This window comes from Streptomyces sp. RLA123, from assembly GCF_056270165.1.
Genome location: NZ_JBWDOR010000003.1, coordinates 8,088,543 through 8,112,356, shown reverse-complemented (window position 1 = coordinate 8,112,356; position 23,814 = coordinate 8,088,543). Strand labels below are relative to the sequence as shown.

The following is a 23,814-nucleotide window of genomic DNA, read 5'->3' as shown; positions in this document are numbered from 1 at the left end:
CAGAGGACACGGGCCCGGCCGTTCGTTGACCATAGCCGTGAGCTGGTGCTTTCGGCTGAATTAGTCGGCCTGCTTAAGGCTTGCGCCGGTGAGGGCAGAGACATAGGTGCAGGCCAGCCCGAGTCGGCCGTGCGTCCGGACGGCGGGCAGCGGGGCGCCCGACCGGATGCGAGGCAGGAGGAAGTCCGCAAGGGCTGCCATGCTCTCGCGGCTGGCCTTGTTCGCGGCGGCCACGGTCATCAGACGGCCCTGCTCAGCCCAGGCCGTCAGGATGTCGTCGGCGAAGTCGTCGACGAACCGGATCGCCCAGACCAGCAGAGGGCCAAGGACCTGCGGGTCCAACGGCTCGGTGCTGTTCTCTCCGCGTGCCGAGCCGTCGCCTGCGGGGAGGAAATCGTCGATGCCCTCGGTGGTCCACGGAGGCTGGACGACACCCGCGGGGTGGGCACTGAGTTGATCAAAAGCCCATAGGTCCGAGAAATGGGAGCAGATCATCTCCGCACGGGACCGGGAGACACTGCGGTCCCAGCGCTCGGAAATGTATGCCCGCCACACATCCTCGGTGCAGCCGGCGAAGTCGGTGATGCGGCGCTCGTGCAGCCATCGGGCCAGATGCATCCATGCGTGGAAAGTGTCGCGCATGCTCAAGGCGGCTCCCCGCCCTCGGGCTCCGGCCCCTCGGCTTTGCAGGTAGGTGGGCCGGAGCCGACCGTTGATCATTGTCCAGGCCGTCAGTTTCATCTGCCCGAGCAAGGGCTCCGGGCAGTGCTTCCAGCGGATGGCCGCGAGGCTGGAGCCAGGGTTGTCGATCAGCGGGGCCAGCGACCAAATGGGATCTCGGTAGCGGGAGTTCGGATGCCTGTTGCCGGAGCTGATCCACTGCGGCAGCACCACGGGGCTATCCGGGCCGGGCAGGGGCAGGATGTACGGATCGTGCTCGATGGCAAGGCTGGTCACGAGGTGAGTTCCTTCTTCACGAGGAGTTGGACAATGGCACGATCGGCCTCGCTGACGCGGGCCAGGGCCGCCTTCCAGGCGGCCCGGCCGACCTTGTCGCGCAGATCCTCCAGTCGCAGCAGGTGGTCGCTCCAGCGTTCGCGGAAGGCCTGGCCGTCCAAGACGGATTGCAGGCTCAGGACCTGCCGGTGCAGAAGGGCGAGCCGGGGATGGTGGCCGGGGTGGACGTAAGCGTTGGGGCAGGCCAGGCAAAGCAGGAAGTCCGTCCCGCAGCCGCCCTCGGGAGCCGGCCAGGGACTGCTCTCCTCGTCCTCGCAGGCCACCGTCGCGGTCTCCTGATGCTGTGGGTCGGGCTCGTTGGAGATCCTCCCGGCAAAAACAGTGGCGCGGGCCTGTTCCAGGGCCTCTTGTGCTCCAGCCACGAAGACGTCCCGAGAAGCGCGCTGGACCGGGCCGTCGGGCAACACGTAGACGCTTTCGTGGGTGCCCTGTGTGTGCTGCAGGGGACGGCCAGCGTCGGTCACCATCGTGCGGCGTGAACGCTGAAACGGTGAGCCGCCCAGCCCATGCTGAAGGCCCCACTGCCCGCCCATCCCACCGGAGACCCCGAAAGCCAGGGGGCCCACCGGGGCGGGCCGGTCCAGGTCTAGGCCGTGTGTCGAAAGTGGATCTTGAGGCGGTGCATGATCACCGTTCATGGGGCGGGGAGATCTCACGGACAAACAGTGGGCGGCGCTGGAGCCGTTGCTACCGAAGGGCGTGAAGGCAGGTCGGCCGCCTGTCTGGTCTCGGCGGCAGTTGATCGACGGCATACGGTTCCGGGTCCGGACCGGTGTTCCATGGCGGGACGTGCCCGTCGAGTGCGGGCCGTGGGGCCGGATCTACGACCTGTTCCGCCGGTGGCAACGGGATGGCACCTGGCACCGGGTCCTCACCCAGCTTCAGTCCCTGGCTGACGCGAAAGGTGCGATCACGTGGGACCTGAGCGTCGACTCCACGGTGTGCCGTGCCCATCAGCATGCGGCCGGGGCCCGGAAGCGGGGTGACCTGCAGAAGGAGTCACCGGGTGGTGTCTTTGCCGAGCCTGGTGATCACGGGCTGGGGCGTTCGCGCGGCGGGTTCACCACCAAGCTGCACCTGGCCGTCGAGCAGGGGCAGAAGCCCATGTCGATCGTGGTGACGGCCGGGCAGCGTGGAGACTCGCCGCAGTTCGAACGGGTACTGGAGAAGGTTCGCGTGCCCCGCATCGGACCGGGCCGGCCACGCGTCCGCCCCGATCGCGTGCGGGCCGACAAGGCGTACGCCTCCCGCAGAAACCGCGCCTACCTGCGCCGACGTGGCATTCGCTGCACCATCCCGGGCAAGGTCGACCAGGCTCGCAACCGTAAGAGACTCGGCGCTCGCGGCGGCCGGCCGCCCAAGTTCGACGCCGAGGACTACAAGGCTCGGCATGCGGTCGAATGTGGCATCAATCGTCTCAAAAGGCATCGTGCCGTGGCCACGAGATACGACAAGCTCGCGGTCCGCTATGAGGCGACCGTCCTCGTCGCGGCCATCAACGAGTGGCTGTGACGACAAACCCGCACCGCCTATTCGTTAATCCGTTGCCCAGGGGGCCGGCGGCCAGCTAGGTTCGCCCAGCCGTCCGCATCGGTGCAGGCTGGCGCTGTCGACCAGGAGGTGTGGAGCACATGCGCACGAGTGCCCAGGAGTTGAGCTCGCGTACTGACCCTTGCCACCTCCTCTCGACGGAGACACCTTGTCCCTTCGCATCACCCCACTGACCGACCCTGCTCACGGGCCGCACGGCCGGCGCCTCGCCTGGCTGGCCTCGGACGCGGACTCCATCCCTGCCGGGACCGCCTTCTTGCGCCTGCTCGACGGCGGACAAGAGCACCTCGCCGAGCTCGACCTCCGCGTTCATCCCGCGGAGCGCCGCAAGGGCGTCGGCTCCCGGCTCCTCGACACCGCCGTGGCCACCGCCCGGGACAACGCCCGACGCCGCGTCGTAGCGCAGGCCGAAGCCGGATCGCCCGGCGACCACTTCCTGGCGGCACGCGGCTTCCGGAAGGTCCTCACCTTCAGGTACACCCGCCTGGCGATGGCCGACGTGGACACCACCGTCCTCGCCGGAATCGTCGAGCGTCCGCACCCCGGCTACCGGCTGACGTCATGGCAGGGAACCGTCCCCGACGAACTCGCCCGGACGTTCGCCGCCTCACGCCGCGCCATGGACGACATGCCCATGGACGACGCCGAGTACGGCACGGTGGCCTGGGACGTGGACCGCGTGCGGGCTGCGGCGAAGGCCGTCGAACAGCGCGGCGACCACCTGCACACCGTCGTCGCCATCGACGCCTCAAACAGCTCGATCGCCGGGTTCACCGAACTCGTCATCCCCGGCAACGGCGCAGGTGACGGCCAGCACTACGGCACGGGCGTGCTGCCCCAGCACCGTGGTCACGGCCTCGGCCGATGGATGAAGGCCGAGTCGATCCGGCAAGCCCATAGGGACTATCCGAACCTCGATGGCCTCCTGACCGACACCGCCGACAGCAACGCGCACATGCGACGGATCAACGACGGTCTCGGCTACACACCCACGCACACGACGCATCAGCATCAGCTCGACCTCTAGCAGAGAGCGGGCGGGCCGGACCGGGGCATCACCCCGCCCGGCCTGTCCGTGCTTTCGATACACGCCCTAGATGCTTTTGCACGGGACGGAAGGCACGATGGACCATCAGTAGATCGGTTCCGGGTGCCAGACGGCTGGCCAGCGCTCGCCCGTGAGCGGTGGCCTCCAAAGCCTGGGTGATCAGCCTTCCGGGGGAATCGGCTCCGGAGTCGGTGATGTTCTCCGTAGAGAACCACCGCCCGCCACCTGCCCTGCGCTTTTCGATCTGGACCTGATAGGTCACCGAAGCCGTCTCACCGACCGACGGCGCCGTCTCCGGCGTCGGCATGCGGTCGTAGACGGACAAGTTCCACCCAAACCGGAGCGTCAGCAGAACCCCCAGCGCAGTGAGCTCACTGCGGGTCAGATAGAGCCTGCCCCACGTCTTCTCCGGCCTCCTTCCTCCCAGAAGGCGGCGATGCGTCGCCGCTTTGCGCCCGCTCGATGTGACTGTTCGGGGGACGTCCCCCGTGCGGGCGAGGTGATCAAGCACCTCCCCTGTCCGCCATTCACGACTGCCCTCGACCAGGTCACCGGCCCGCCAGCGCTCCAGGGCAGCGGTGTTCTCCCGAATCCTCAACCAAGCAGACCGGAACTGACGCTGAGCGGTCAGCACCACCCGGTCCCGCTCGGCCTCCTCATAGGACTCCTTGCCCGGCCTCGGTTGGGGAATCCGGCGGGCCAGTTCCTCCGCCACCGGCCCATCGGCCAGCCGCAGATCACGCAGCAGCAGCAATCGGACCAGGCTCAGCGTGTTCTTGCCGCCGGCGGTGCGCATGTGCGCCCCGCCAGCTCTGCATTGTGGCGACGGTCAGACCGTCCAGTTCATCCGGTGGGCAGTCCAGCCCGGAGACGAACGCGGCGAACAGCCTCACCTTGCCCCAGTAAGTATCGGCCGATCTGTGGCTAGTCCAGCCACGGGACTGGGCGGCGAGCGCCATGGCCAGCGAACCCCGCATCGGGCCGGCTACCGGCAGCTCGGCAAAGTCGTACTCCTTCGTGTAGCCGCCCTTGTTGACGACCGTCACCAACAGTCCATCCGACGAAAGGGCAGGCTCGGCCCGGTGACCAGCCGGCGGCAGGAGCTTCTCGGGGTTTCGCACCGCCCAGATGCGCCTGATCCGGTCCCCCGCGATCTCGAACGCGAACACGGTCGCGATGTCGCCGTCCTGCTGCGCCACCAGGCCGGGCAGGCCGTTGACCGTGTACTCCAGGAACGTCGTGCGGTGGCCCGACACACGGGCGATCTCCGCGTAGGCGCGCGCGATCTGCTCACCGCCGACGATCGGGTGCACGTGGGTGACGGCCAGCCCGCCGCCGTCGGCGGTCGCGGTGGCGTCGGGGTCGAGCAGGCCGATCAGCGCTCGGGCCCGCCGGGGTCTGCGCGGTGCGGATGCGGCGCCGGGCGGAGGAGGCCAGTTGGCGACATGCCGCCGGAGTCCGGCCGACGATCTCGGCGACCTCTCCGAAGGGGTAGCGGAAGACGTCGTGCAGGACGAACGCGACGCGCTCGGCCGGGGTCATCGCATCGAGGACGACCAGGAAGGCCATCGTCACCGACTCATCGAGGGTGACCCGATCGGCCGGGTCGATCCCGCCCGTGCCGGAGCGCCCGGTGATCCACTCCGTGGGCTCGGGCAGCGGTTCCGGGATCCAGTCGCCCACGTACGTCTCCCGCCTGACCCGCGCCGAGCCGAGCAGATTCAGGCAGATGCGGCTGGCGACGGTCATCAGCCACGCACCGGGCGACTCGATGGCCTGCTGCTCGTGTGCGGACATGGCGTACCAACGGGTGTACGTCTCCTGCACGACGTCCTCGGCGTCGGCAAGGGACCCCAGGAGTCGATAGGCGAGGTTGATCAGCCGGCGTCGCTCGCTCATGATCGCGCCGAGGCCCGGATCGTTCCGATCGTCGCCCGGCTCGGCTGTGGTGGTCATCGTCCGGCCGTCTCCCTCGCTCGCTCCTGTGCCCCTACCCGCTACGACAGAACAGCGCACCGGAATGTCAGGCCGACGTGCCGCCTCACATTCCGAAGGGCCGCGTTGTCGTACCGGCAAGGACGACGGCAAGACGGAGAGAGGACAGCGAGACCCTCCGGCTCTCCGGTATCGACGAGGACATCAACGGAGCCGGCGGCCGGTACGACGCCATCAGGCCCCGCGTCCTGGCCATGGACCGTGCCACCGGAGCCGACGAGATCCGAAGGCTGGTCGCCTGCCCCGACTTCGTCGTCAACAGCGTCGCCGCGGTCACCGAGACCGGTTCACTCGTTCTCGCCTCGGGCAGCGGCAGCCAGATCCCCGCCAACGCGGGAGGCGCCGCCCACGCGGTCTGGATCGTCGGCGCGCAGAAGGTGGTGCCCGACCTGGACACAGCCCTGCGCCGCGTTCAGGAGCACGCCCTCCCGCTGGAGAGCGCCCGCGCCCAGGCGGTGTACGGCATGCCCAGCGCCGTCAACCGCCTGCTCGTCCTCAACGCGGAGCCCCGTCCAGGGCGCGGCACGGTGCTGCTGCTGCGCGAGGCCATCGGATACTGACCCGGCCCGGGGCCGGTCCGGCTCATGGGCTCGCAGCCGTGCATGGGTGGCGGTGATCCGGACGGTGGCTTCGCGGTGGACTGCGGGCTTGCCGTACCGGGTCGCCCCCGCCCGGCGCCCGCCCGCGCGAGGCACGACCGCAGCGCGAAGGGCATCCCTGAGCGGATGCCCTTCGCGCAGTCGCCGCCTGAAGCGGACGGGCCCTGGTGTCACCTTCGCCAGAACAGGTGGTGCGTCACGCCGCTCGGACTGGGCACGACCTCCAGGTGGAAGCGGTCCAGCAGCTCATCGGGGGACTCCCACAGCCGCAGCCCGGATCCGAGCCTCACCGGCGCGACGGCCACATGGAGGGTGTCGACGAGGTCGGCATCAAGGAACTGCCGGACCGTGGTGACCCCGCCGCCGAGCCGTACATCCTTGCCCTGCGCCGCCTCGCGCGCCTGTTCCAGGATCGCGGCCGGCTCCCCGTCGACGAAGTGGAACGTGGTGTCGGACAGCGTGAACGAAGGACGCTTGTGGTGGGTCATGACGAACACCGGCGTGCGGAACGGGGGCTCCTCTCCCCACCAGCCGCGCCACTGATGGTCGTGCCAGGGCCCGCGCTGCGGCCCGAACTTGTTACGGCCCATGATCTCGGCACCGATGTTGCGTGCGAAGTCGCGCGTGAAGTAGTCGTCCAGGCCTCGGCTCCCACCGGGGTCTGTGCGATTCGGCCAGCTGGCCGTGGCTCCGGCCCAGCCGAACAGCCTTTCGGCATGGTCACAACCGAAGGGCCTCTCCAGACTCTGGTCCTCGCCGGCACCGATTCCGTCACTCGAGACGTTGAAGTTCATGACTCTCAGCAGTTGATCCACGTCTTTCCTCACCAGGTCCTGTCGCGCCACCGTGCGGCGAAGCGCCGCACACCATCACGTCGAACGGGACGTCCCCGGATCGACATCGGCTCGGCACTTTTTTCATCGACGCGTCGGGAGCCGGCCCCGCCCGACCAATGAAGTCGAGGGTGGCGCCGGCCATGTCGTGCTCCTGATCGGGTCGTCCCCGGACGCGGTGGGTGGTCAGGCGTAGGGGTCGCACACGAGATAGCCGTCGACGCGGCTGAGGCAGTCCGCGACGGGGTCCGGCGGGAGCGCGTGGCCCAGGTTCTCGGCACGGACCTCGCTGATCCACTGGTCGTGCTGGTATTCGTGGTTGATCAGCACGGTCAGCAGGTGGTGGGCGACGATGGCCAGCTGGGCGGGGGCTCCGACGTTTCCCGCGGCGATGTCGCCGATGCGGGCATGGACCCGTTCGGCGACGGTGTCGCGGAACGCGGTGAGCCGCTCGACGGTGGGCAGTGCGCCGCGGAACTTCTCCGGGTTGGCCGAGTCCATGAGCCCTTCCAGTTCCGGGTCGGGGCCTGGCTCGGCGGCGGTGAGGTTGCGGATCATGAAGTGGGCGACGTGGGCCTGGTGGCCGAGATGCCAGCCGATGGCGCTGGAGTTCTCGTGCGGGCGCCAGGTCACCTCGTCCGGGGTGAGGTCCTTCCAGAGGTCGTCGGTGTAGGCGCGGGCACGGTCGTACTCGCGGAGCAGGGCTTGGGGATCACGCATGACTCCACCTGTCGGTCGGGAGGGGCGGGTAGGGGGACGTGGACCGTTCGGTTGCCCGCGCCCTGTTCACCCGGGTATTGCGCGGGGCGGTGCAGAGCGGAGCGGACACAGGCCGCTCGGCGGCCATGCCTCGGCGCCGGCGGCGGCGGGCCGGGCCGGGCCGGGCCCGCCTGGAAGTGATGTGAAGATACGTCAGGGTGATGCCTCGCCAGCCGATCAGAAGGGGCACCCCAGGCGATGGGTACCGTGACATGCCTGCCACCGTAGGCTTCCCCGGCGGGATCGCTGACCTCGCCCACGTCCCCCACCGCCCCCTGACGAGCGAGGCCCGCGGTGCGGATCCTTTTCGAGCACCCGGCGCTCAACGGCCGACTCCCCTGGGCATCCACCGAGACGTCGACCGACCACGCGGGGCACATCGAAGGCGCGCTCGCAGCAGGAGAACGAGCGGCACGAGCCGTACGCGCGACACCGGGTCACTCGGCGGCCGCCGACCGCGCCGGCGGAGCGCCGTTCACCGTCTTGTGCAAAGCTGACCGCCGACGGGGGAATTGGCTGGTTGCCGGTACGGGAGGGGACGCAATGCGCGACGCTTATCACGAGGAACTCGACGCGATCGGTACGAGCCTGGTCGACATGGCCCAGCTGGTCGGTTCCGCCATGGGACAGGCCACAACTGCCCTGCTGGACGGCGACCTGGCACTCGCCCAGCGCGTCATCGCGGGCGACGAGGAGATCAACGCCCTGCAGCACGCGCTGGAGGACCGGGCCATCGCTCTGCTCGCCCGCCAGCAACCGGTAGCGACCGACCTGCGGATCGTCGTGACGTCGCTGCGCATGAGCGCGGACCTGGAGCGCTCCGGCGACCTGGCCAAACACGTGGCCAAACTGGCCCAGCTCCGCGCTCCCGAGCGGGCCGTCCCGGACGACCTGCACAGCACGATCCTGGAAATGGGCCAGTTGGCACAGCGCCTCATGGCCAAGACCGCCGACGTCCTGGCCACCCGGGACGTCGACACGGCCCTGACCATGGAACAGGACGACGACCGCATCGACACCCTCCACCGCACGCTGTTCCAGCACCTGCTGGACGAACGCTGGAGGCACGGCGTGGAGACCGCCGTCGACGTCACGCTCGCCGGCCGCTACTACGAACGCTTCGCCGACCACGCCGTCGCCGTGGCCAACCGCGTCGTCTATCTCGTCACCGGCGAACACGCCGACAGCCTCACCCCGCCCGAGGTATCACCCATCAACCAGCCCTGACTCCGGCGGCACCCCGCCCCGAACGTCATGAACGGGGCGGGGTGCCCGCGGAAGGTCACGTGCGGTGCCTGCGGGTGAGCGGGACAGGCCGGCCGTCGGTCCCCCGCTCAACCGCAGGCTGCACGATGATTCACCCCGATGTCGCGCCGGCGGGTGCCGTGACGTCCGCGACCACGCAGCTGACGTTGTCCGGCCCGCCAAGGCCGTTGGCAAGCGCGACGAGTTCGCGGACCGCCTGCTCGGGTTCGCTGGTCCCGGAGAGCACCCGGTGGATCTCGTCGGTCGGCACGACGGTCGACAGGCCGTCGGAGCACAGCAGGTAGCGGTCCTCCCGCCGGGCGTCGTGCAGGCGCATGTCGGGGGTTGCGTCGGCGCCTCGGCCCATGGCCCGGATCAACAGGGACCGCTGGGGGTGGGAGACGGCCTCCTCCGGGCTGAGGCGTCCTTCGTCGACCATCGACTGCACCATGGTGTGATCGTGGGTGATCTGGAACAGCTCTCCGTCACGCAGAAGGTAGACGCGGGAGTCGCCGATGTGGACGAGGGCCAGTTGTGCGCCGGTCCAGAGCATCGCGGTGAGTGTGGTGCCGGCTTCTTCAGGAGACGCGTCGGGTCCGGTGACGCCGTTCACGGCCTGTTGGGCCTGTTCGACGGCGTCCTCAAGGATGTTGAGCAGATCGCCTGCCGGGACACTGCCGGTTTCGAGGCGCTTGAGCGCGTCGATCGCGGCAGCGCTTGCGGGGGCTCCTTCGCTGCCGAAGCCGTCGGCGACGGCGAGCAGGCGGGGCCCGGCATAGGCGATGTCCTGGTTGCTCTCACGGACCAGGCCCGTGTCGGAAAGTGCGGCGTAACGGATTGCCAGGGGCTGGGCGGCAGAAGACATGGCGGGGTCCTTCCATGACAGGTGGTCGATGAGGAAGGAAGCGAGGTCCCGGCGCGCGGCGGTGTCGGCTTCGGCCTGGGCCCAGAACGCACGGACCTCTTGAGCCGCTTCACCTGCCTCCAGCGTGCAGACCCGCTGGATGCGGGCGAGAGGCATCCCGAGCCTCCGGAGCCAGGCGACCAGCCGGGCCTGGTCCAGTTGTTCGGGGGCGTAGAGGCGGTAACCGGTCACCGGGTCGACGCGTGCGGGGGGCAGCAGACCGAGCTCGTCGTAGAGGCGCAACGCCTTCGGCGACAGCCGGGACGCCTTCGCGAACGTCCCGATGGTCTGCAACCCCATGTTCGCTCCTCCTCATGCCGGGCTCATCGCCCGGCCCCACCGATGCTGTGCGCTCCCCCAGGGTCAAGGTCAACCAGGAGTTCCGCTCATCCTGTCCGGGGTCCTGCTCCGGCGTCGCGCTGCTTCCCCGTCGCAGGTCGGCAGTGGTGCTGCACCTCGTGCACTCTCGTTGCTGCCGAGCATGCCGCCGCGGGCGGCGACACCGGGGTCGGAGTGCATGCGCACCATGACCGCAGTCGACAGGGACCCTGGAACACCTGGCGCGAAACTTTCGGTACCGTGCGGTACGCCTCATGGCCCTGATCAGGGAATTTACGGCAGAACCCCAGGATTCAAGCGATATCTGGCCCGCGCCGCCGTGGCTGGAATTCGCCGTCGTCAAGTATTGGCACGGCGTTACTGCTCTGTAAACCCGCTTGTGACCGGCGACAGTCCGGCGTCTGCCGCTGCGGAGAGCCGACCGGCTTTCGGACATTGATCTCCGCAGTGGTGACATCGAACGTCCCTGCTGCAACGATCCACCACGTCGCGCGAACCACCTATCGCACGTCATCTCACGGGGCCCCATCCGGCCCCCGTGTTCCCGACTCCCCGCGGCCGTTGACGCGGCCGTGCACAAGGAGCCAGACGAGTGACGAACAACCCCTCGGTCAGCGGCGACACTTCGCCGCCGAGACCCTCATCTTCCCGCCCCGCACACCGCATACGCGGCCGTGTCGCGGCGACCGCCGCCCTCGCCCTGGCCGCGGTTCTCCTCCCCGTGCTCCCCGTCACCGGTGCCGCCGCCGCGCCCGCCGGCGACGAGCCGGCGCCGCGGAGGATCGCCGCGGAACCCCGGGCGGGGGCACACACCGCCACGCTCTCCTCCGCACAGCGCGGCAAGCTGCTCAAGGCGGCGAACAACGCCCGCGCCGCGACCGCTCGCTCACTCCACCTGGGCAAGCAGGAACAGCTGATACCCAGGAACGTGACCAAGGACGCCGACGGGACCGTTCACACCCGGTACGAGCGGACCTACGCCGGCCTGCCCGTCATCGGCGGCGACCTGGTCGTCCATCAGAACGGCGACACCCGCACCGTCACCAAGGCGTCGGACGCGACGATCGCCGTGCCGACCACCAAGGCCACCGTCACCGCGGCGGCCGCGAAGAAGTCCGCCCTGTCCGCCGCGAAGAGCGAGAGGACCCGGGACGCGTCCGCCGACAACGCGCCCCGCCTCGTCGTATGGGCCGGCGCCGGCAAGCCGACGCTGGCCTGGCAGTCCTTCGTCACCGGCGTGCAGGACGACGGGACCCCGAGCCGGCTGAGCGTCGTCACGGACGCGGCGACCGGGGCGCGGTTGCAGCGCGCGGAAGAGATCCACTCCGGCACGGGCAACAGCCAGTACAGCGGCCAGGTGCAGATCGGGACCAAGAACAACGGCGGCGTCTTCGAACTGACCGACCCGGAACGCGGCGGGCACACGACGTACGACCTGACCGGCGTCGGCGGCATCGGCAACCTGGTCACGGACGACGACGACATCTGGGGCGACGGCACGACCGCCGACCGCCAGACGGCCGCCGTGGACGCCGCCTACGGCCAGCGAGAGACCTGGGACTTCTACAAGGAGCGCTTCGGCCGTAACGGCATCGCCGACAACGGTGTCGGAGCCTTCTCCCGGGTGCACTACGGCGACAACTACGCCAATGCCTTCTGGGACGACGGCTGCTTCTGCATGACGTACGGCGACGGACGCGAGAACACCCACCCGCTGACCGAACTCGACATCGCCGCCCACGAGATGACCCACGGCGTCACCTTCGCCACCGCCAACCTCACCTACACCGGGGAGTCCGGCGGCCTCAACGAGGCGACCAGCGACATCATGGGCACGGCCGTCGAGTTCTTCGCGGACAACCCCGCCGACGTGCCCGACTACACGCTCGGCGAGCTCGCCGACGTCCGTGGCACCGGCAAGCCCCTGCGCTACATGGACCAGCCCTCCAAGGACGCCTCCGCCAAGGGCACCTCGCAGGACTACTGGAGCCCCGAGACGAGGAAGCTCGACCCGCACTTCAGCTCCGGCGTGGCGAACCACTTCTTCTACCTGCTCTCCGAGGGCAGCGGGAAGAAGACGATCAACGGCGTCGCCTACGACAGCCCCACCTACGACGGCCTGCCGATCGCCCCGATCGGCATCGGCAATGCGAGCGCGGTCTGGTATCGGGCCCTGACCACGTACATGACCAGCAGCACGGACTACGCCGGTGCCCGCACCGCCACCCTCCAGGCGGCTGCCGACCTCTTCGGGCAGGGCAGCGACACCTACGAGGCCGTCGGCAACGCCTGGGCGGCGGTCAACGTCGGCGCCCGCTACGTCAACCACGTCGCCATCGTGACGCCCTCGACCCGTCCCGTGGCCGTCGGACAGCCGATGAGCCGTCAGATCGAGGCGGTGGGCTCCCGTCCCGGGCGGCTGGCCTACTCCGCGCACAAGTTGCCCAAGGGCCTGTCCATCAACGAGCGCACCGGCCTGATCAGCGGCACGCCGAAGAAGGCGGGCACCTACAAGACGGCCGTCACCGTCGAGAACACGGCCCAGCACAAGGCCAAGCGCACGGTGCGCTTCGACTGGCCCGTCCTGGCCTCCGGCGGTCGCTTCTTCGTCAACCCCGCACGCTTCGACATCCCCAACTGGAAGACGATCGAGTCCCCGCTGATCGTCTCCGGCCGCAAGGGCAAGGCACCCGCCGACCTGAAGGTGACCGTCGACCTCTACCACCCCTGGATCGGCGGCCAGGTCGTCACCCTGGTGAGCGAGAACGGCACGGAGATCCCGGTGAAGCCCTGGTACTGGGACACCGGTGAGGGCCAGCTGCACGTGACGTACACCGTGGACGCCTCGGCGGTCCCCGCCAACGGCACCTGGAAGCTGCGCGTCACGGACAACACTCCCGGCATCTTCACCGTCGACCCCGGCTACCTCGATCGCTGGAGCCTGACCTTCTGACGCCCCACGCACGGTCACGGCAGCGCGGTGTCCGGTCCGCCGGGTACCGCGCTGCCGTACCGGGAGCCTGCTCGCTCCCCGTCGTATCCGCCCCGGACGGCCCTCGGCGTGATCTCGCCCTGACCAGCCGGGGCCGGGTGTGACGGTCCTTCACACCGTTCACTCCATGAGAGGAGACTCGTGGCCACGCGCACGAGCCTTGGACAAAGACACCGACACAGACTGGCCGCGGCGTCGGCAGTCACCGTCTTCGCCACCATATTCGCCGGCTTGGGAAGCACCGGGCCCGCCGCGGCGCAGCCCGGCACTCCTCTGCCGGACCTGAGGCTGGGTCAGTACGATCACTCCCGGGCCACCCTCACGGGCGGTGCGGCCCTGCACTCCGATGCCCAGCCCAAGGCCATTGACGGGCAGTACGTCGTACGGCTGCGGGAAGCGCCCGTCACCTCGTACGCCGGCGGCGTCGAGGGTCTGGCGGCGACGAGGCCGGCGGCCGGGCAGGAACTCCAGCCTCATTCGGCCGCGGCCGAGAAGTACCGGCGGCACCTGGGTACGGCGCAGCGCGACGTGCTCGCCGACTTCAAGGTGCAGGCGCAGCGGACGTACACGACCGCCTTCAACGGTTTCGCCGCCAAGCTGACCGACGCTCTGGCCGGGAGGCTGGCCAAGGACCCGCGAGTTGCTGCGGTGACCCCGGCCCGTCTTGTGAAGGCCGACGCCGCAACGACCCTGGCCCCGCAGGCGCAGCACACCGCAGAGGCGACGACGCAGGTGGCCGCGCAGACCAAACCGGTCCGGGGCTCCAACGTGGTCGTCGGCGTGATCGACACCGGGATCTGGCCGGAGAGCGCCTCCTTCGCAGCCAGCATGTCGCCGCCCAAGGGCTGGCACGGCACCTGCCAGACCGGCGAGGGCTTCCCTGCCACCGCCTGCAACGGCAAGATCGTCGGGGCTCGGTACTTCGCCGATGGGTGGCTCGGCGCCTTCGGCTCGCTGCCCGAGGGCGAGGTCCTCTCGGCGCGCGACATGAACGGACACGGCACCCACACCGCCTCGACCGCGGCCGGTCTGCCCGTCAAGCACGCGATGGTGCTCGGGCACGACTACGGCGCGATCGCCGGGGTGGCGCCCGACGCACGGATCGCCGTGTACAAGGCACTTTGGGGCGGCTCGGGCACGGACGCCGACATTGTCGCGGCGATCGACGCGGCGGTGTCCGACGGCGTCCAGGTGATCAACTACTCGATCGGCTCGGCGATGGGGGACTATCAGCCGAACAGCCCGATCGGGGACGCCTTCCTCAACGCGTACCTCGCCGGGGTCTTCGTTGCGGCATCGGCCGGCAATGACGGCATGTCCGGGATGATCAGCAACGCCGAACCCTGGGTCACCACGGTAGGTGCGACGGTGGAGCGGTCCCACGAGGCGACCGTGCGCCTCGGCGACGGCACCCGCATCGTCGGCACGTCGATGGACGGGCTGCCGTCAGGCCGCAGCACACCGGTCGTCTTCGCCGACCAGGCCGGATCACTCGACGACGGCGCGCAGTACTGCTGGCCCGGTAGCCTCGACCCCGCCAAGGTCAAGGGCCGGATCGTGGCCTGCGACTTCATCAACTCGGTCGACGCGGTCGACGCGGTCAAGGCCGCCGGCGGTGTCGGCGTGGTGCTGTTCCAGTCGACCGGCAATGTGCGGCTCAACGTGATCTACGACTTCCCGACCGTCTACCTGTGGAGCGCGGAACAGGCGGGAAAACTCTTCAACTACCTCTGGGCGCACCGTACTGACGGCACCGCGGCGCTGGTCGCGGGCGGGGACGGCAGCAGCCTCGTGGGCCTGCCGAGCGTGGCCGGCCTCTCGTCCTACGGCCCGGACCAGGTGCACACCGGACTGCAGAAGCCCGACCTCGTCGCGGACGGGATCGATGTGGTCGCCGCGGTGTCACCGATGGCCGGCGGACGGCTGTTCGACGCGTACTCGGGCACCTCGATGGCGGCCCCGCACGTGGCCGGCATGGCCGCGGTGCTGCGCGCCCGGCACCCGAAGTGGTCACCCGGCGCGACCGCCTCGGCTTTGCGCACCACCGCCGCCGACACCCGGGGCACGACCAGCCCGCTGCAGCAGGGCTCCGGCCTGCCCCGCCCCTCGTCCGCGGACGACCCCGGCCTGGTGGTCGAGCCGTCAGCGGCCGAACTGACCGGCTTCGCATCCGCGGCGACTCCGGACGGGAAGGACATCAACCTGCCGTCGATCGCGTTGCGCGAGTACGACGGAACCAAGCCGGTACGGCTCACGCGGCGGCTGACCAACGTCGGCGCGCGCACCGAGACGTACACGGCGCGCGTCGACGGTCTCCCCGGGATGAGGGTGACCGTCAGCCCGCGGACGATCTCGGTGAAGCCCGGCGCCACCGCAAGGGTGACCATCACGCTGGAGCGTGGCACCGCCACCTGGGACCGCTACACCACCGGTTCCCTCACCTTCGCCAGTGCCAGGCACCGGGTGCGGCTGACCGTCGCCGGCCGGCCGTGGGGCTTCACACCGCGACCGTACGACGACACCGGGATAGAGTTCGGCCGCACCGGCGGCCAGGGTCAGGCATTCCTCGAACCGGGCTTCACCGGGCCGCTCGCCGGCCGCACCACCGGATACGCACCGGTGAACTGGACGGACCACAGGCTCACGACCTCCGTCAGCGGCGGCGTCTTCTCCCCCGGCGGGGTGGGCACACAAGGTACGAGGATCGTCGTGCCGCGCGGCACGGCGGGACTGATCGTGCAGACGGCCTCGGACGACCCCGGCACGAACCTGGACCTCTACCTCTACAAGGACGGCAAACTGATCGATCGCAGCTGGGCGTCGTGGCACAGCAGCGAGCGCAGCGCCCGGTTCTTCCCGGAACCCGGCGTCTACACCGCCTACGTGCACGCCCAGACGGCAACCTCCTCCGACGTCCCCTACCGGCTCGGGGTGACCGTCCTGCCCCAGCACGCCGACCGGCGCAACGCCACGTTGACCACGCCGTCCCGTGTGAAGCGGGGCGGCTCCTCACAGGTGACGCTGAACCCGGTGGGCCCGCAGCCCGACGTCGAGCAATGGGCGTACACCGAGTTCACCACCGGACGAACCGTCGTACCCGGCCTGCTGATCAGTTCCCGCTGATCCGCGGAACAACGGGCTGACCAGCCCGCGCCGAGCCGGGGCCGGCCTTCCCACAGAAGGCCGGCCCCGCCGCGTAGCCCGCGCAGTCCTCTTACCGACAGCCCGGACCGGGTGATCGTCTTCGTGACGAACCGGCGGGCGCGCGGATCAGGTGTGTTCTCACCCCGTCGTCGGCATGCTCCCCGTAGCGCGAGGCCGGGGCCGGTGCATCCGGCTCCGGCCTCCGCTCATCTCATGTGAGGCCGAAGGCCCGGATGACGGTCTGCGTCACCGAGTTGCCCGTCCGCTGTGCGGCGGTCACCCGGATCGAGACGAAGGCGGCTCCGGTGGGGGCACGCAGGGACGCCTGCCAGGTCCCCTTCTTCTCCTTGAGGTCCTGTCGGTGCCATGTGGCGCCGTCGTCGTAGGAGACCTCCAGCCCGGCGCCGGTGACGGCGTCGTTACCGGTGGCGATGCCCGGCAGCGTGGGGGTGATGGTGAGGTCCGCCGTGCGCTGCGCACGGCCGGAGGCGTCCAGGTCCGCCGCGTAGTCCAGTTGGGCCAGCGGAACGGTGCCGGTGGCAGTGGCGCCCGAGGTGAATCTCCATTCGGTGTGTGTGGCGGTGGAGTAGGGGCTGAGCCCGGTGTCCCCGGTGGTGTCGGTGACCAGCCGGTACGGGAGCGTCTCGGGTGCCAGGTCGTAGGCGTACACGTAGGAGCTGTCGGTACGGAGCAGCTGCCGTTCGCCCTGGTAGAGCTCGACGGTCTGGGACATCGCGGTTCCGTACTCGGCGCTGCCGGTGTGCGCCGTACCGGAGTCGCCGAAGCCGCCGACATGAAGCGAGAGGGACGTCTCGTCGCGGACGGGGACGTCGCCGTCGAGCAGGCGCGGGCGGACGACGGGGCCGAGCCAGCTCTCGTCCTGCTTGCTGCCGGGCCGGTACGCCGTCGGCAGGTTGCCCGACCCCATCCAGCCGGGCAGGTAGGCGAACTGCTGCCATCTGACGCCGCCTCCGGCGGACACCCAGTCGGTGCGCTCGCCGGGGGCGACCGAGTCCCCGGACGTCTGGCTGGCGGCGCCCCACAGGTACGGCGGGTAGTCGACCCGCGTCTCGGTGGCGCGCTTCCCCGGCGGCTGGGCGAAGTCGAGGTCGACGCGCGCGAGGGCACTTTGGTCGGCGACGAGCGACGGGTCCTCGGGAACACTCCCGGAGTGGTAGTCGACGAGGTCGTACAGGTACTCCGGCGCGGGATGGGCCTCGATCGCCAGCCTCAGTCGCTGCTTGCGGGAGGCCGCGATGTCCCGGATGAGGGCCTCGCCCTCATCCTGGGTCACCGACGCCACCGGGAGCGGCCCGGCTGTGGCGTTGTCGGGGTCGCCGTACCAGTCGTCCTTCCTGCCCACGCCGTCGTTGACGACGAGGAGCACAGCCGCGCCGGCCTCGTGCGCCGCCGCCGTCTGCTCGGTGGGCGGCACCTCGCTGCTGCCGCGTACAACGACGGCCCGGCCCCGGGCCTGCAGGCCCGCGTACTCGGAGGCGGTGCCGGTCCCTGCGTAGACGGTGTCGAAGCGCGTGTTGCCCTCCGGGAGCGGCTGTGATCCGCGCTGCACGAGGGCGTCGTCGAGTGTGCGGTCGTCGTAGCCGATGGTCAGCGGCGTCTGCTGGGCGCGGAGCCTGGTGGTGAAGACGAAGCTGCCCTTCTTCACCGGGTCGTCGGCGGTGGGAAGCACCCACAGGCTGTCGAACCGGGCGTCGGGGAAGACCGACTCGACCAGGCCGCCGTCCCCGGCGGTGGGCTTGTCCGAGGTGAAGGACCGGTAGATCTCTAGCCTGCTGCTGACGATGGCGCTGGGTTTGGGCGTGATCGCCCGTACCTGGCGTGCCCGCGAGGCGTCGAGTCGCACCTCCCGGTCCGTCGTGAGATCGACCTCCGGCGCGGCGAGCAGCGCGACCCCGAGGGAGTGGGGGCCGTGGGTGCCTTCCACCTCGGCGAAGGTCAGGACCGTGTAGGGGCCGGGGGCCAGGCGCTGGGTCAGCGTCCCGTCCTCGGGCACCTCGGCGAAGGACGATCCCTTGGTGCTGCGGATCTCGACGAAGCCGCCCATGGGCTTGCCGGAGCGGTCCTTCATGCGCACGGTGAGGTTGTAGCGCTCCGGTTCGACGCTGACGCCCACGGCTGTGTGCGCGAGGACGGCGCCGCTGTCGTCACGGGCGAGGACCTGGCCGGAGTACTGGCCCGCGGCCAGGCCCTTCGGGTCCGCGGCGAGGCCGATCTGTGAGGACCCGTGCGCCGGCACCTCGAGGCGGTTCGCGGCGAGCGCGAACACCCCGGCCGCCGAGTCGCCCGGATCGACGGACAGATCCAGCGCGACCGGGTGGTCCGAGGAGTTGGTGTAGACGATCCGCCGTTCGACCGGCTGGGTCCCGGAGCGCGACCACGGGACGAGTCCGGCGTCCACCGACCCGGTGGCGATGATCCCGGCGTCGTAGGCGGCTGCCACGTCGACCCGGCCGGTGCCCGCGCGGTACGGGGTGTAGGCGGGCGTCCGCACGCTGGAGCTCATCAGGGCGTCCTTGATCTGCTGCCCCGTCCAGTCGGGGTGCTTCTGCGCCAGCAGGACGGCCGCGCCGGCCACGTGGGGGGCGGCCATGGAAGTGCCGCTCATGGTCTGGTAGTAGCCCTCGCCCGTGTCCGCGTACTGGGAGCGGGCCGCCAGCACATTGATGCCCGGGCCGGTGAGGTCGGGTTTGAGGCCGTCGTCGAGCCCGCGTGGCCCGGAGCTGGACCGCGGGTCGAGTCGGTCGGAGGTGTCGACCACGCCCACGGTCAGAGCGGCGTCGGCCGTCCCCGGTGCCGACAGGCTGTACGGGGTCGGTCCCGCGTTTCCGGCGGCGACGACGAAGAGTGCGCCGGTCTCGGCGCTGAGAGCGTTCAGGCTCTGGCTCATCGGGTCCGACTGGTCGGTGAGGTACCGGTTGCCGAGGCTCATGTTGATGACCTTGGCGTGCTCGGTCCGCGCCGCCCACTCCATGCCGGCGATGATCCAGGACTCCTGTCCGACGCCGCCGTTGTCGAGCACCTTGCCCACCAGCAGGTCGGCGGAAGGGGCGACACCCCGTTCCGTGCCGCCCGAGGCGGCGCCGGTGCCGGCCACGGTCGAGGCCGTGTGCGTGCCGTGGCCTTCCCGGTCGGTGACGTCCTCGTCGGGGACAAAACTCTCGGTGGCGACCACGCGGTGCACGAGATCGGGGTGTTCGGTGTCCGCGCCGGTGTCCAGCACGGCCACCCGGACCCCGGTGCCGGTGGTTCCCCCGGCCCAGGCCTTCGGGGCACCGATGTGCGCGGTGGTGTCGGCGAGGAACGCCTCGGCCTTGCCGTCGAGCCAGACCCTGTCCACGCCGAACGCGAAGGACGGCCCGCCCGAAGCGCCCTGCCCGGCGGAGGCGCGGTCCTTCCGAGGTGAACCGGACTTGCTGCCGGTGCCGGTGAGCGCCGACCAGAAGTCCGCCGCCCGTGACCGTCCGGCGAGTACCGCTTCCCCGTCGACCGACGGGAGGGCGGCTCTGGTCGTGAGCCCGGGCAGCCCGGTGAGGGACCGCTTGGCGGCCGCCGACTTCAGGTGACTGACGATGAGCGGGAGTTCGCGGGTGTGGGCGTCGTCGTATCCCTGGGCCACCAGTTGCGTGACGTTGAAGAGCCGTTTGTCGAGTCGGTCCGACGCGACGTAGGGCATGACCTCATCGGGATAGACATAGGTGTCGGCGCCGTCGGCGAGCACCCGGACCGATCCCGCGGCCCCGGGCGGGCGTTGCACGCTCACCGAGGCGGGCGCTCCGGCCGGCCCGGCCGTCACGGTCACCTTGTCGCCCGTGATCAGCGTGACCGTCGCGGCATGTTCCGTCGGCCGGCCGGCCGGTTGTACGGATCCGGACGGCGGTCCGGACGGCGCCCCCAGCGCCTGTGTGGGCGTTGTCAAGGCGGCGACGAGGGCAGTTGTGATGCCCATGACCGCTATTCCCGTTCTTCGCGCAACTGGTGGCCGCACGACACCTCCCATAGTTGATGGTCGACCGAGATTTGATCACCTTCGACAAACTCATGTACAGATCTTTCATTTCTGTCAACTCTCCTATTACGCTGCAGTGTTCAACACCTCGCGTGGCCTGAGGCGCGCGCTGTCCGGGAAGCCGTGCCGGTCGGCCCATGGAACGGGGAGGGTCGGACCACGCACCGGCGACGAAGCCTCCCGCGGCGTCCGACAACTGCGTGCAGGCTCCCCGCGAACCTGACTCCGCCACGGCACGTCCGGGCATCCGCCCGAACTCCCCACGCCTGGCGAGCAGGGAGAGTTGGGGGAATACTCCCGTTGACGCAGTGACGACGAAGGGGACGGGGCCCGCTGGTGAGTGCGTTGCAAGGCAGCGAGAGGGAGCGGACTCGGGAGCTGGCCCGTGAGGCCGTGCGATGGCTGGCTCCACAGGAACTGGCGTTCTTCGAGGAGACGGCTGACGCCTTCTTCGAGGATCCGGTGCGGGCGTCATGGGAGGCACGTGCTGAGCCGCTGGGCATCGGGATCGACGCTCTCGCCGTGGGCTCGTGGACGCTCTTCGCCTTGCCCGTCGCGACATCGGTCGTCGGAAGCATCGCCACCGACCGCTTGCGCGAGGCCCACAGACGGGGCTGGTGGCGCAGGCGCGGGGAGCAGCAGGAGGACCGGACGGACGGCGCCCCGGCCGATGACGCCGTCGGCGGTCCGGCCGGCGCCGCGGACAATCCGTACGCCGCACCGGGCGCCGCCCGGTCCGCGGCGCCGGTGGGACAGGAGCCCTGGGACCCGGAACTGCTGCGGAGCGTCGCCTACGACAACGCGGTCAGGCTGGGCCTGTCGCCGGACCAGGCACGACTCCTCGCCGACGCAGTTCTGGGCGGGGTCGTCGCCGGCCGGGAGGCAAGGGCTCCGGGAGGCGCCGGTCAGTCCGGGAGCAGTGGCGGGGCGGAGGACGACCCCTCGTGACAGGGGTTTCGAGCGGGGTGGGGGCCGACCGCTCCGCGGGGGTGCAGCACCCGTTCCGTTTACCCTCCGGCACGTCCCTGCGCTTCGCATTGCTGATCATGAGCACGTCGGTGGCGATGGCGACGGAGCTCGGCTCGCTCGCCACTACCACGGCGTATTTCACGCTGGGCGGCGGCAGTGCGGACTCCCTCAGCAAGGTTCTCGACTGCGCGTCGAAGAACTTTCCCGAGGCCGCGTCCGATCCGGAGGCGTTCGCCCGCCACTGCGAGACGACGGACATCGGCGGCAGCGGAAGCACCGTGGAGTTGGCGGCCTTCGCCGCGTTGTGGCTGGCCGTCGGCATCACCTACTGGTTGCTGCCGGTCTACCGGCTGCGCCGCCGCCGACTGCGGCCCTTCCGGCCCGACGTGTACCCGGGCATCCAGCACACGCTCACCGAACTGACAGCCCTCGCCGAACTGCGGTGCACGATGCGGTTCGTCATCGACCTGCGGGACCAGCGTCCCAACGGACTCGCCTTCGGAAGAGTCGGCCGGCGATACGTGATGCTCAGCGGCGGCCTGCTGCGCCTGCACGAGATCGATCCCGAAGGGTTCCGCGCGATCGTCCTGCACGAACTGGCGCACTTGCGCAATCGCGATGTCGACATCGCTTTCCTCACCCTCATCTGCCACCGGCTGTTCCTCTTCGCGGTGGCGGTCCCGATGGCTGTGACGGCGCCCTTCGCCCTGCTGGTGGGCTGGCTGCTGCTGCCCAGCAGTGTGATCTTCCAGGCGCTGCTCATCACCGCCCAGTGCGCTCTCGCGGTCACGGTCGCCCATGCCGTCGGCGCGGTACTGCGCAGCCGCGAGCTGTACGCGGACGCCCGGGTCGCGATGTGGACGCGTGGCGCCCACTCCCTGCGGCGCCTGCTCGCCGCGCAGCACGGCTACGAACGGACCGCGCCCCGCCGACGGCTGCTGCGCCGCCGCACACATCCTTCCGCCGCGAAACGGCTGGCCGCGCTCAGCGACACCAGCCTGCTGTTCCGCTTCTCCCCCTGGGACGCCTTCGGGCTGGCGCTGTCCTGCTCCCTGGTCTATCTGCCGGTGGCGCAGTGGACCGGCGACGCGATCGGTCTGACCGACCGCGACAACGTACTGCACGCCCTCGTCCCCGCCGTCCTGCTGGGCGGCAGCGTGGCCGCGGGCATCTGGCGCGCGACGCTGGCCGCGCATCTGAACCACACCAGGTGGGCCGGAGTCCACTCCACCGGGCTGGCCGTGGGCTGCGGCCTCGCCCTGGGCACGTTCGGGGACGAGGAACACCGCACAGCCTTGGCCCTGGGTATCGACGACTCCCTTGCGGTGCAGGTGGCCTTGTGGGTGCTCTTTGCCGCCTCCGGTTACGGATTCGTACGGTGGAACGCGGTGACCGCCCGCGTGTGGGCACCGGTCGTGATGGCCGCCCGCCGTCCGTACGCACCGATCGTGGGCTGTTGCGCGGCCGCTGTGGCTCTGCTGGGCATCTGGCTCGGACGCGTCCGTCCCATGGGGGAACCGGGCTTCTGGCTGCTGACCATGCCGAGTCCGCTGAACTTGCTGCCGACGCCGCTGGACTACCTCGGCTACGTGTTCTCCATGGCCGTCGTCCTCCCACCTCCGCCGGCGGTCATCGCGGTGGTCGCCGCGATCGCCGCGATACCTCTGGCCGCGCCGTTCTGGGCACGGATCCTCCACCGCGGCAAGGACGACGCGCCCACCGCGGGACCCGGACGGTTCCTGCTGTGGTCCCCGACCGCGGAGGCGTCTGCGGCGCTCCTCGCCCCGCAGCGCCTGCGTCCCGTCCGCGCGTTGGTGAGCGGTATCGTGTTCGGCGCGCGCGCGGGGTTCGCGCTCTGGACGGTGCACGTGGTCAGTGCCCTGGTCTTCCCGTGGCCGATCCAGTGGCTCGGTTCGGTCTTCACCCTCTACACGGTGCCCGTCGCTATGCTGCTGCAACTTGCCGCCGGATTCTTCGTGGCACGACGCACCGCACTCAACGACCTGCGCGCCCTCCACGGAGTGCTCGCCGTGCTCGGCGCCGGGCTGCTGGTTCCCTTGGCCGCGTTCACCTCACGCGACCACTTCGCCTGCGTACGCTGGGGCATCAGCCACCCGGCATGCCAGGAGGACCTCCTGTCCGGGATGGCATTCATCACGCCGACGATCACGGCCTGGACGGTTGCCCTCGCCCTTCTGCTCCTGCCCGCCTGGGCAGCCTTCCACGACAGCGTCCGGAAACCGGGCCCAGTCCGCCACCCCGGCCCCGCGGCCCACCCGGGCCCGCCCCGTACGCGGTGACCGGCCCCCAGCGCCGGAACCCTGCCGCGGACACGGTTGGTCGCCCCGTCCGTCCAAGTGACGCTGTGCGCCGCCTCACGCCCGGCGTGGCA

Annotated in this window: 15 protein-coding genes and 1 pseudogene; 8 read left to right on the top strand and 8 right to left on the bottom strand. The window is 70.2% G+C overall.

Annotated elements, in window-relative coordinates:
* Positions 1 to 60: 60 nt before the first annotated feature.
* Entirely contained in the window at positions 61 to 957 is an 897-nt protein-coding gene (locus tag RV983_RS37110; RefSeq protein WP_475990103.1) for a hypothetical protein, read from the bottom strand.
* Positions 954 to 1,379, bottom strand: a complete 426-nt coding sequence (locus RV983_RS37105) for a hypothetical protein (RefSeq protein WP_475990102.1) — start codon at positions 1,377 to 1,379, stop codon at positions 954 to 956. The genes RV983_RS37110 and RV983_RS37105 overlap by 4 nt, the downstream gene beginning before the upstream one ends.
* A gap of 274 nt (positions 1,380 to 1,653) precedes the next feature.
* On the opposite strand from RV983_RS37105, the gene RV983_RS37100 reads away from it, so the two are divergent.
* Positions 1,654 to 2,529, top strand: coding sequence for an IS5 family transposase (locus RV983_RS37100; protein WP_475990101.1), 876 nt, complete (start codon positions 1,654 to 1,656; stop codon positions 2,527 to 2,529).
* A gap of 187 nt (positions 2,530 to 2,716) precedes the next feature.
* Positions 2,717 to 3,595, top strand: a complete 879-nt coding sequence (locus RV983_RS37095; RefSeq protein ID WP_475990100.1) for a GNAT family N-acetyltransferase — start codon at positions 2,717 to 2,719, stop codon at positions 3,593 to 3,595.
* Positions 3,596 to 3,623: 28 nt separating this feature from the next.
* Here the strand turns inward: RV983_RS37095 and RV983_RS37090 are convergent, their stop codons facing one another.
* Both RV983_RS37090 and RV983_RS37085 read right to left on the bottom strand, forming a co-directional pair.
* Positions 3,624 to 4,412, bottom strand: a complete 789-nt coding sequence (locus RV983_RS37090; protein ID WP_475990099.1) for a hypothetical protein — start codon at positions 4,410 to 4,412, stop codon at positions 3,624 to 3,626.
* A gap of 298 nt (positions 4,413 to 4,710) precedes the next feature.
* Positions 4,711 to 5,572 (bottom strand): annotated as a pseudogene (locus tag RV983_RS37085) (sigma-70 family RNA polymerase sigma factor); the annotation flags it as partial.
* Between the two features lie 77 nt (positions 5,573 to 5,649).
* Here RV983_RS37085 and RV983_RS37080 point away from each other — a divergent pair.
* Positions 5,650 to 6,171, top strand: a complete 522-nt coding sequence (locus RV983_RS37080; RefSeq protein ID WP_475990098.1) for an LUD domain-containing protein — start codon at positions 5,650 to 5,652, stop codon at positions 6,169 to 6,171.
* Between the two features lie 209 nt (positions 6,172 to 6,380).
* Here the strand turns inward: RV983_RS37080 and RV983_RS37075 are convergent, their stop codons facing one another.
* Positions 6,381 to 7,025 (bottom strand): dihydrofolate reductase family protein, encoded by a 645-nt coding sequence (locus tag RV983_RS37075; RefSeq protein ID WP_475990097.1) that lies wholly within the window; start codon positions 7,023 to 7,025, stop codon positions 6,381 to 6,383.
* 204 nt (positions 7,026 to 7,229) lie between these two features.
* On the bottom strand, positions 7,230 to 7,763 hold the full coding sequence (locus RV983_RS37070; RefSeq protein ID WP_475990096.1) for a DinB family protein: 534 nt from the start codon (positions 7,761 to 7,763) through the stop codon (positions 7,230 to 7,232).
* A 582-nt stretch (positions 7,764 to 8,345) separates the two neighbouring features.
* Between RV983_RS37070 and phoU the strand changes: the two genes are divergently transcribed.
* Positions 8,346 to 9,029: a phosphate signaling complex protein PhoU gene (gene phoU / locus RV983_RS37065; RefSeq protein ID WP_475990095.1), complete on the top strand. Its 684-nt coding sequence runs from the start codon at positions 8,346 to 8,348 to the stop codon at positions 9,027 to 9,029.
* 130 nt (positions 9,030 to 9,159) lie between these two features.
* Here phoU and RV983_RS37060 read toward each other — a convergent pair whose 3' ends face one another.
* Entirely contained in the window at positions 9,160 to 10,251 is a 1,092-nt protein-coding gene (locus RV983_RS37060) for a MerR family transcriptional regulator (RefSeq protein ID WP_475990094.1), read from the bottom strand.
* A 631-nt stretch (positions 10,252 to 10,882) separates the two neighbouring features.
* Here RV983_RS37060 and RV983_RS37055 point away from each other — a divergent pair.
* Positions 10,883 to 13,243: a M4 family metallopeptidase gene (locus tag RV983_RS37055; RefSeq protein ID WP_475990093.1), complete on the top strand. Its 2,361-nt coding sequence runs from the start codon at positions 10,883 to 10,885 to the stop codon at positions 13,241 to 13,243.
* Positions 13,244 to 13,513: 270 nt separating this feature from the next.
* On the top strand, positions 13,514 to 16,405 hold the full coding sequence (locus RV983_RS37050) for a S8 family serine peptidase (RefSeq protein WP_475990092.1): 2,892 nt from the start codon (positions 13,514 to 13,516) through the stop codon (positions 16,403 to 16,405).
* Positions 16,406 to 16,637: 232 nt separating this feature from the next.
* Here RV983_RS37050 and RV983_RS37045 read toward each other — a convergent pair whose 3' ends face one another.
* On the bottom strand, positions 16,638 to 20,393 hold the full coding sequence (locus RV983_RS37045; RefSeq protein ID WP_475990091.1) for a S8 family serine peptidase: 3,756 nt from the start codon (positions 20,391 to 20,393) through the stop codon (positions 16,638 to 16,640).
* A gap of 396 nt (positions 20,394 to 20,789) precedes the next feature.
* Between RV983_RS37045 and RV983_RS37040 the strand changes: the two genes are divergently transcribed.
* Together RV983_RS37040 and RV983_RS37035 are read left to right on the top strand one after the other, a co-directional pair.
* Positions 20,790 to 21,401, top strand: coding sequence for a hypothetical protein (locus RV983_RS37040; protein ID WP_475990090.1), 612 nt, complete (start codon positions 20,790 to 20,792; stop codon positions 21,399 to 21,401).
* A gap of 98 nt (positions 21,402 to 21,499) precedes the next feature.
* Entirely contained in the window at positions 21,500 to 23,722 is a 2,223-nt protein-coding gene (locus RV983_RS37035) for a M48 family metallopeptidase (RefSeq protein WP_475990089.1), read from the top strand.
* Positions 23,723 to 23,814: the final 92 nt, after the last annotated feature.

Excerpts from the sequence above, each read along its gene's own strand:
- RV983_RS37100 (WP_475990101.1), top strand. The coding sequence starts at position 1,654 with ATGGGGCGGGGAGATCTCACGGACAAACAGTGGGCGGCGCTGGAGCCG.
- RV983_RS37090 (WP_475990099.1), bottom strand. The coding sequence starts at position 4,412 with ATGCGCACCGCCGGCGGCAAGAACACGCTGAGCCTGGTCCGATTGCTG.
- RV983_RS37070 (WP_475990096.1), bottom strand. The coding sequence starts at position 7,763 with ATGCGTGATCCCCAAGCCCTGCTCCGCGAGTACGACCGTGCCCGCGCC.
- phoU (WP_475990095.1), top strand. The coding sequence starts at position 8,346 with ATGCGCGACGCTTATCACGAGGAACTCGACGCGATCGGTACGAGCCTG.
- RV983_RS37060 (WP_475990094.1), bottom strand. The coding sequence starts at position 10,251 with ATGGGGTTGCAGACCATCGGGACGTTCGCGAAGGCGTCCCGGCTGTCG.
- RV983_RS37045 (WP_475990091.1), bottom strand. The coding sequence starts at position 20,393 with ATGGGCATCACAACTGCCCTCGTCGCCGCCTTGACAACGCCCACACAG.
- RV983_RS37035 (WP_475990089.1), top strand. The coding sequence starts at position 21,500 with ATGAGCACGTCGGTGGCGATGGCGACGGAGCTCGGCTCGCTCGCCACT.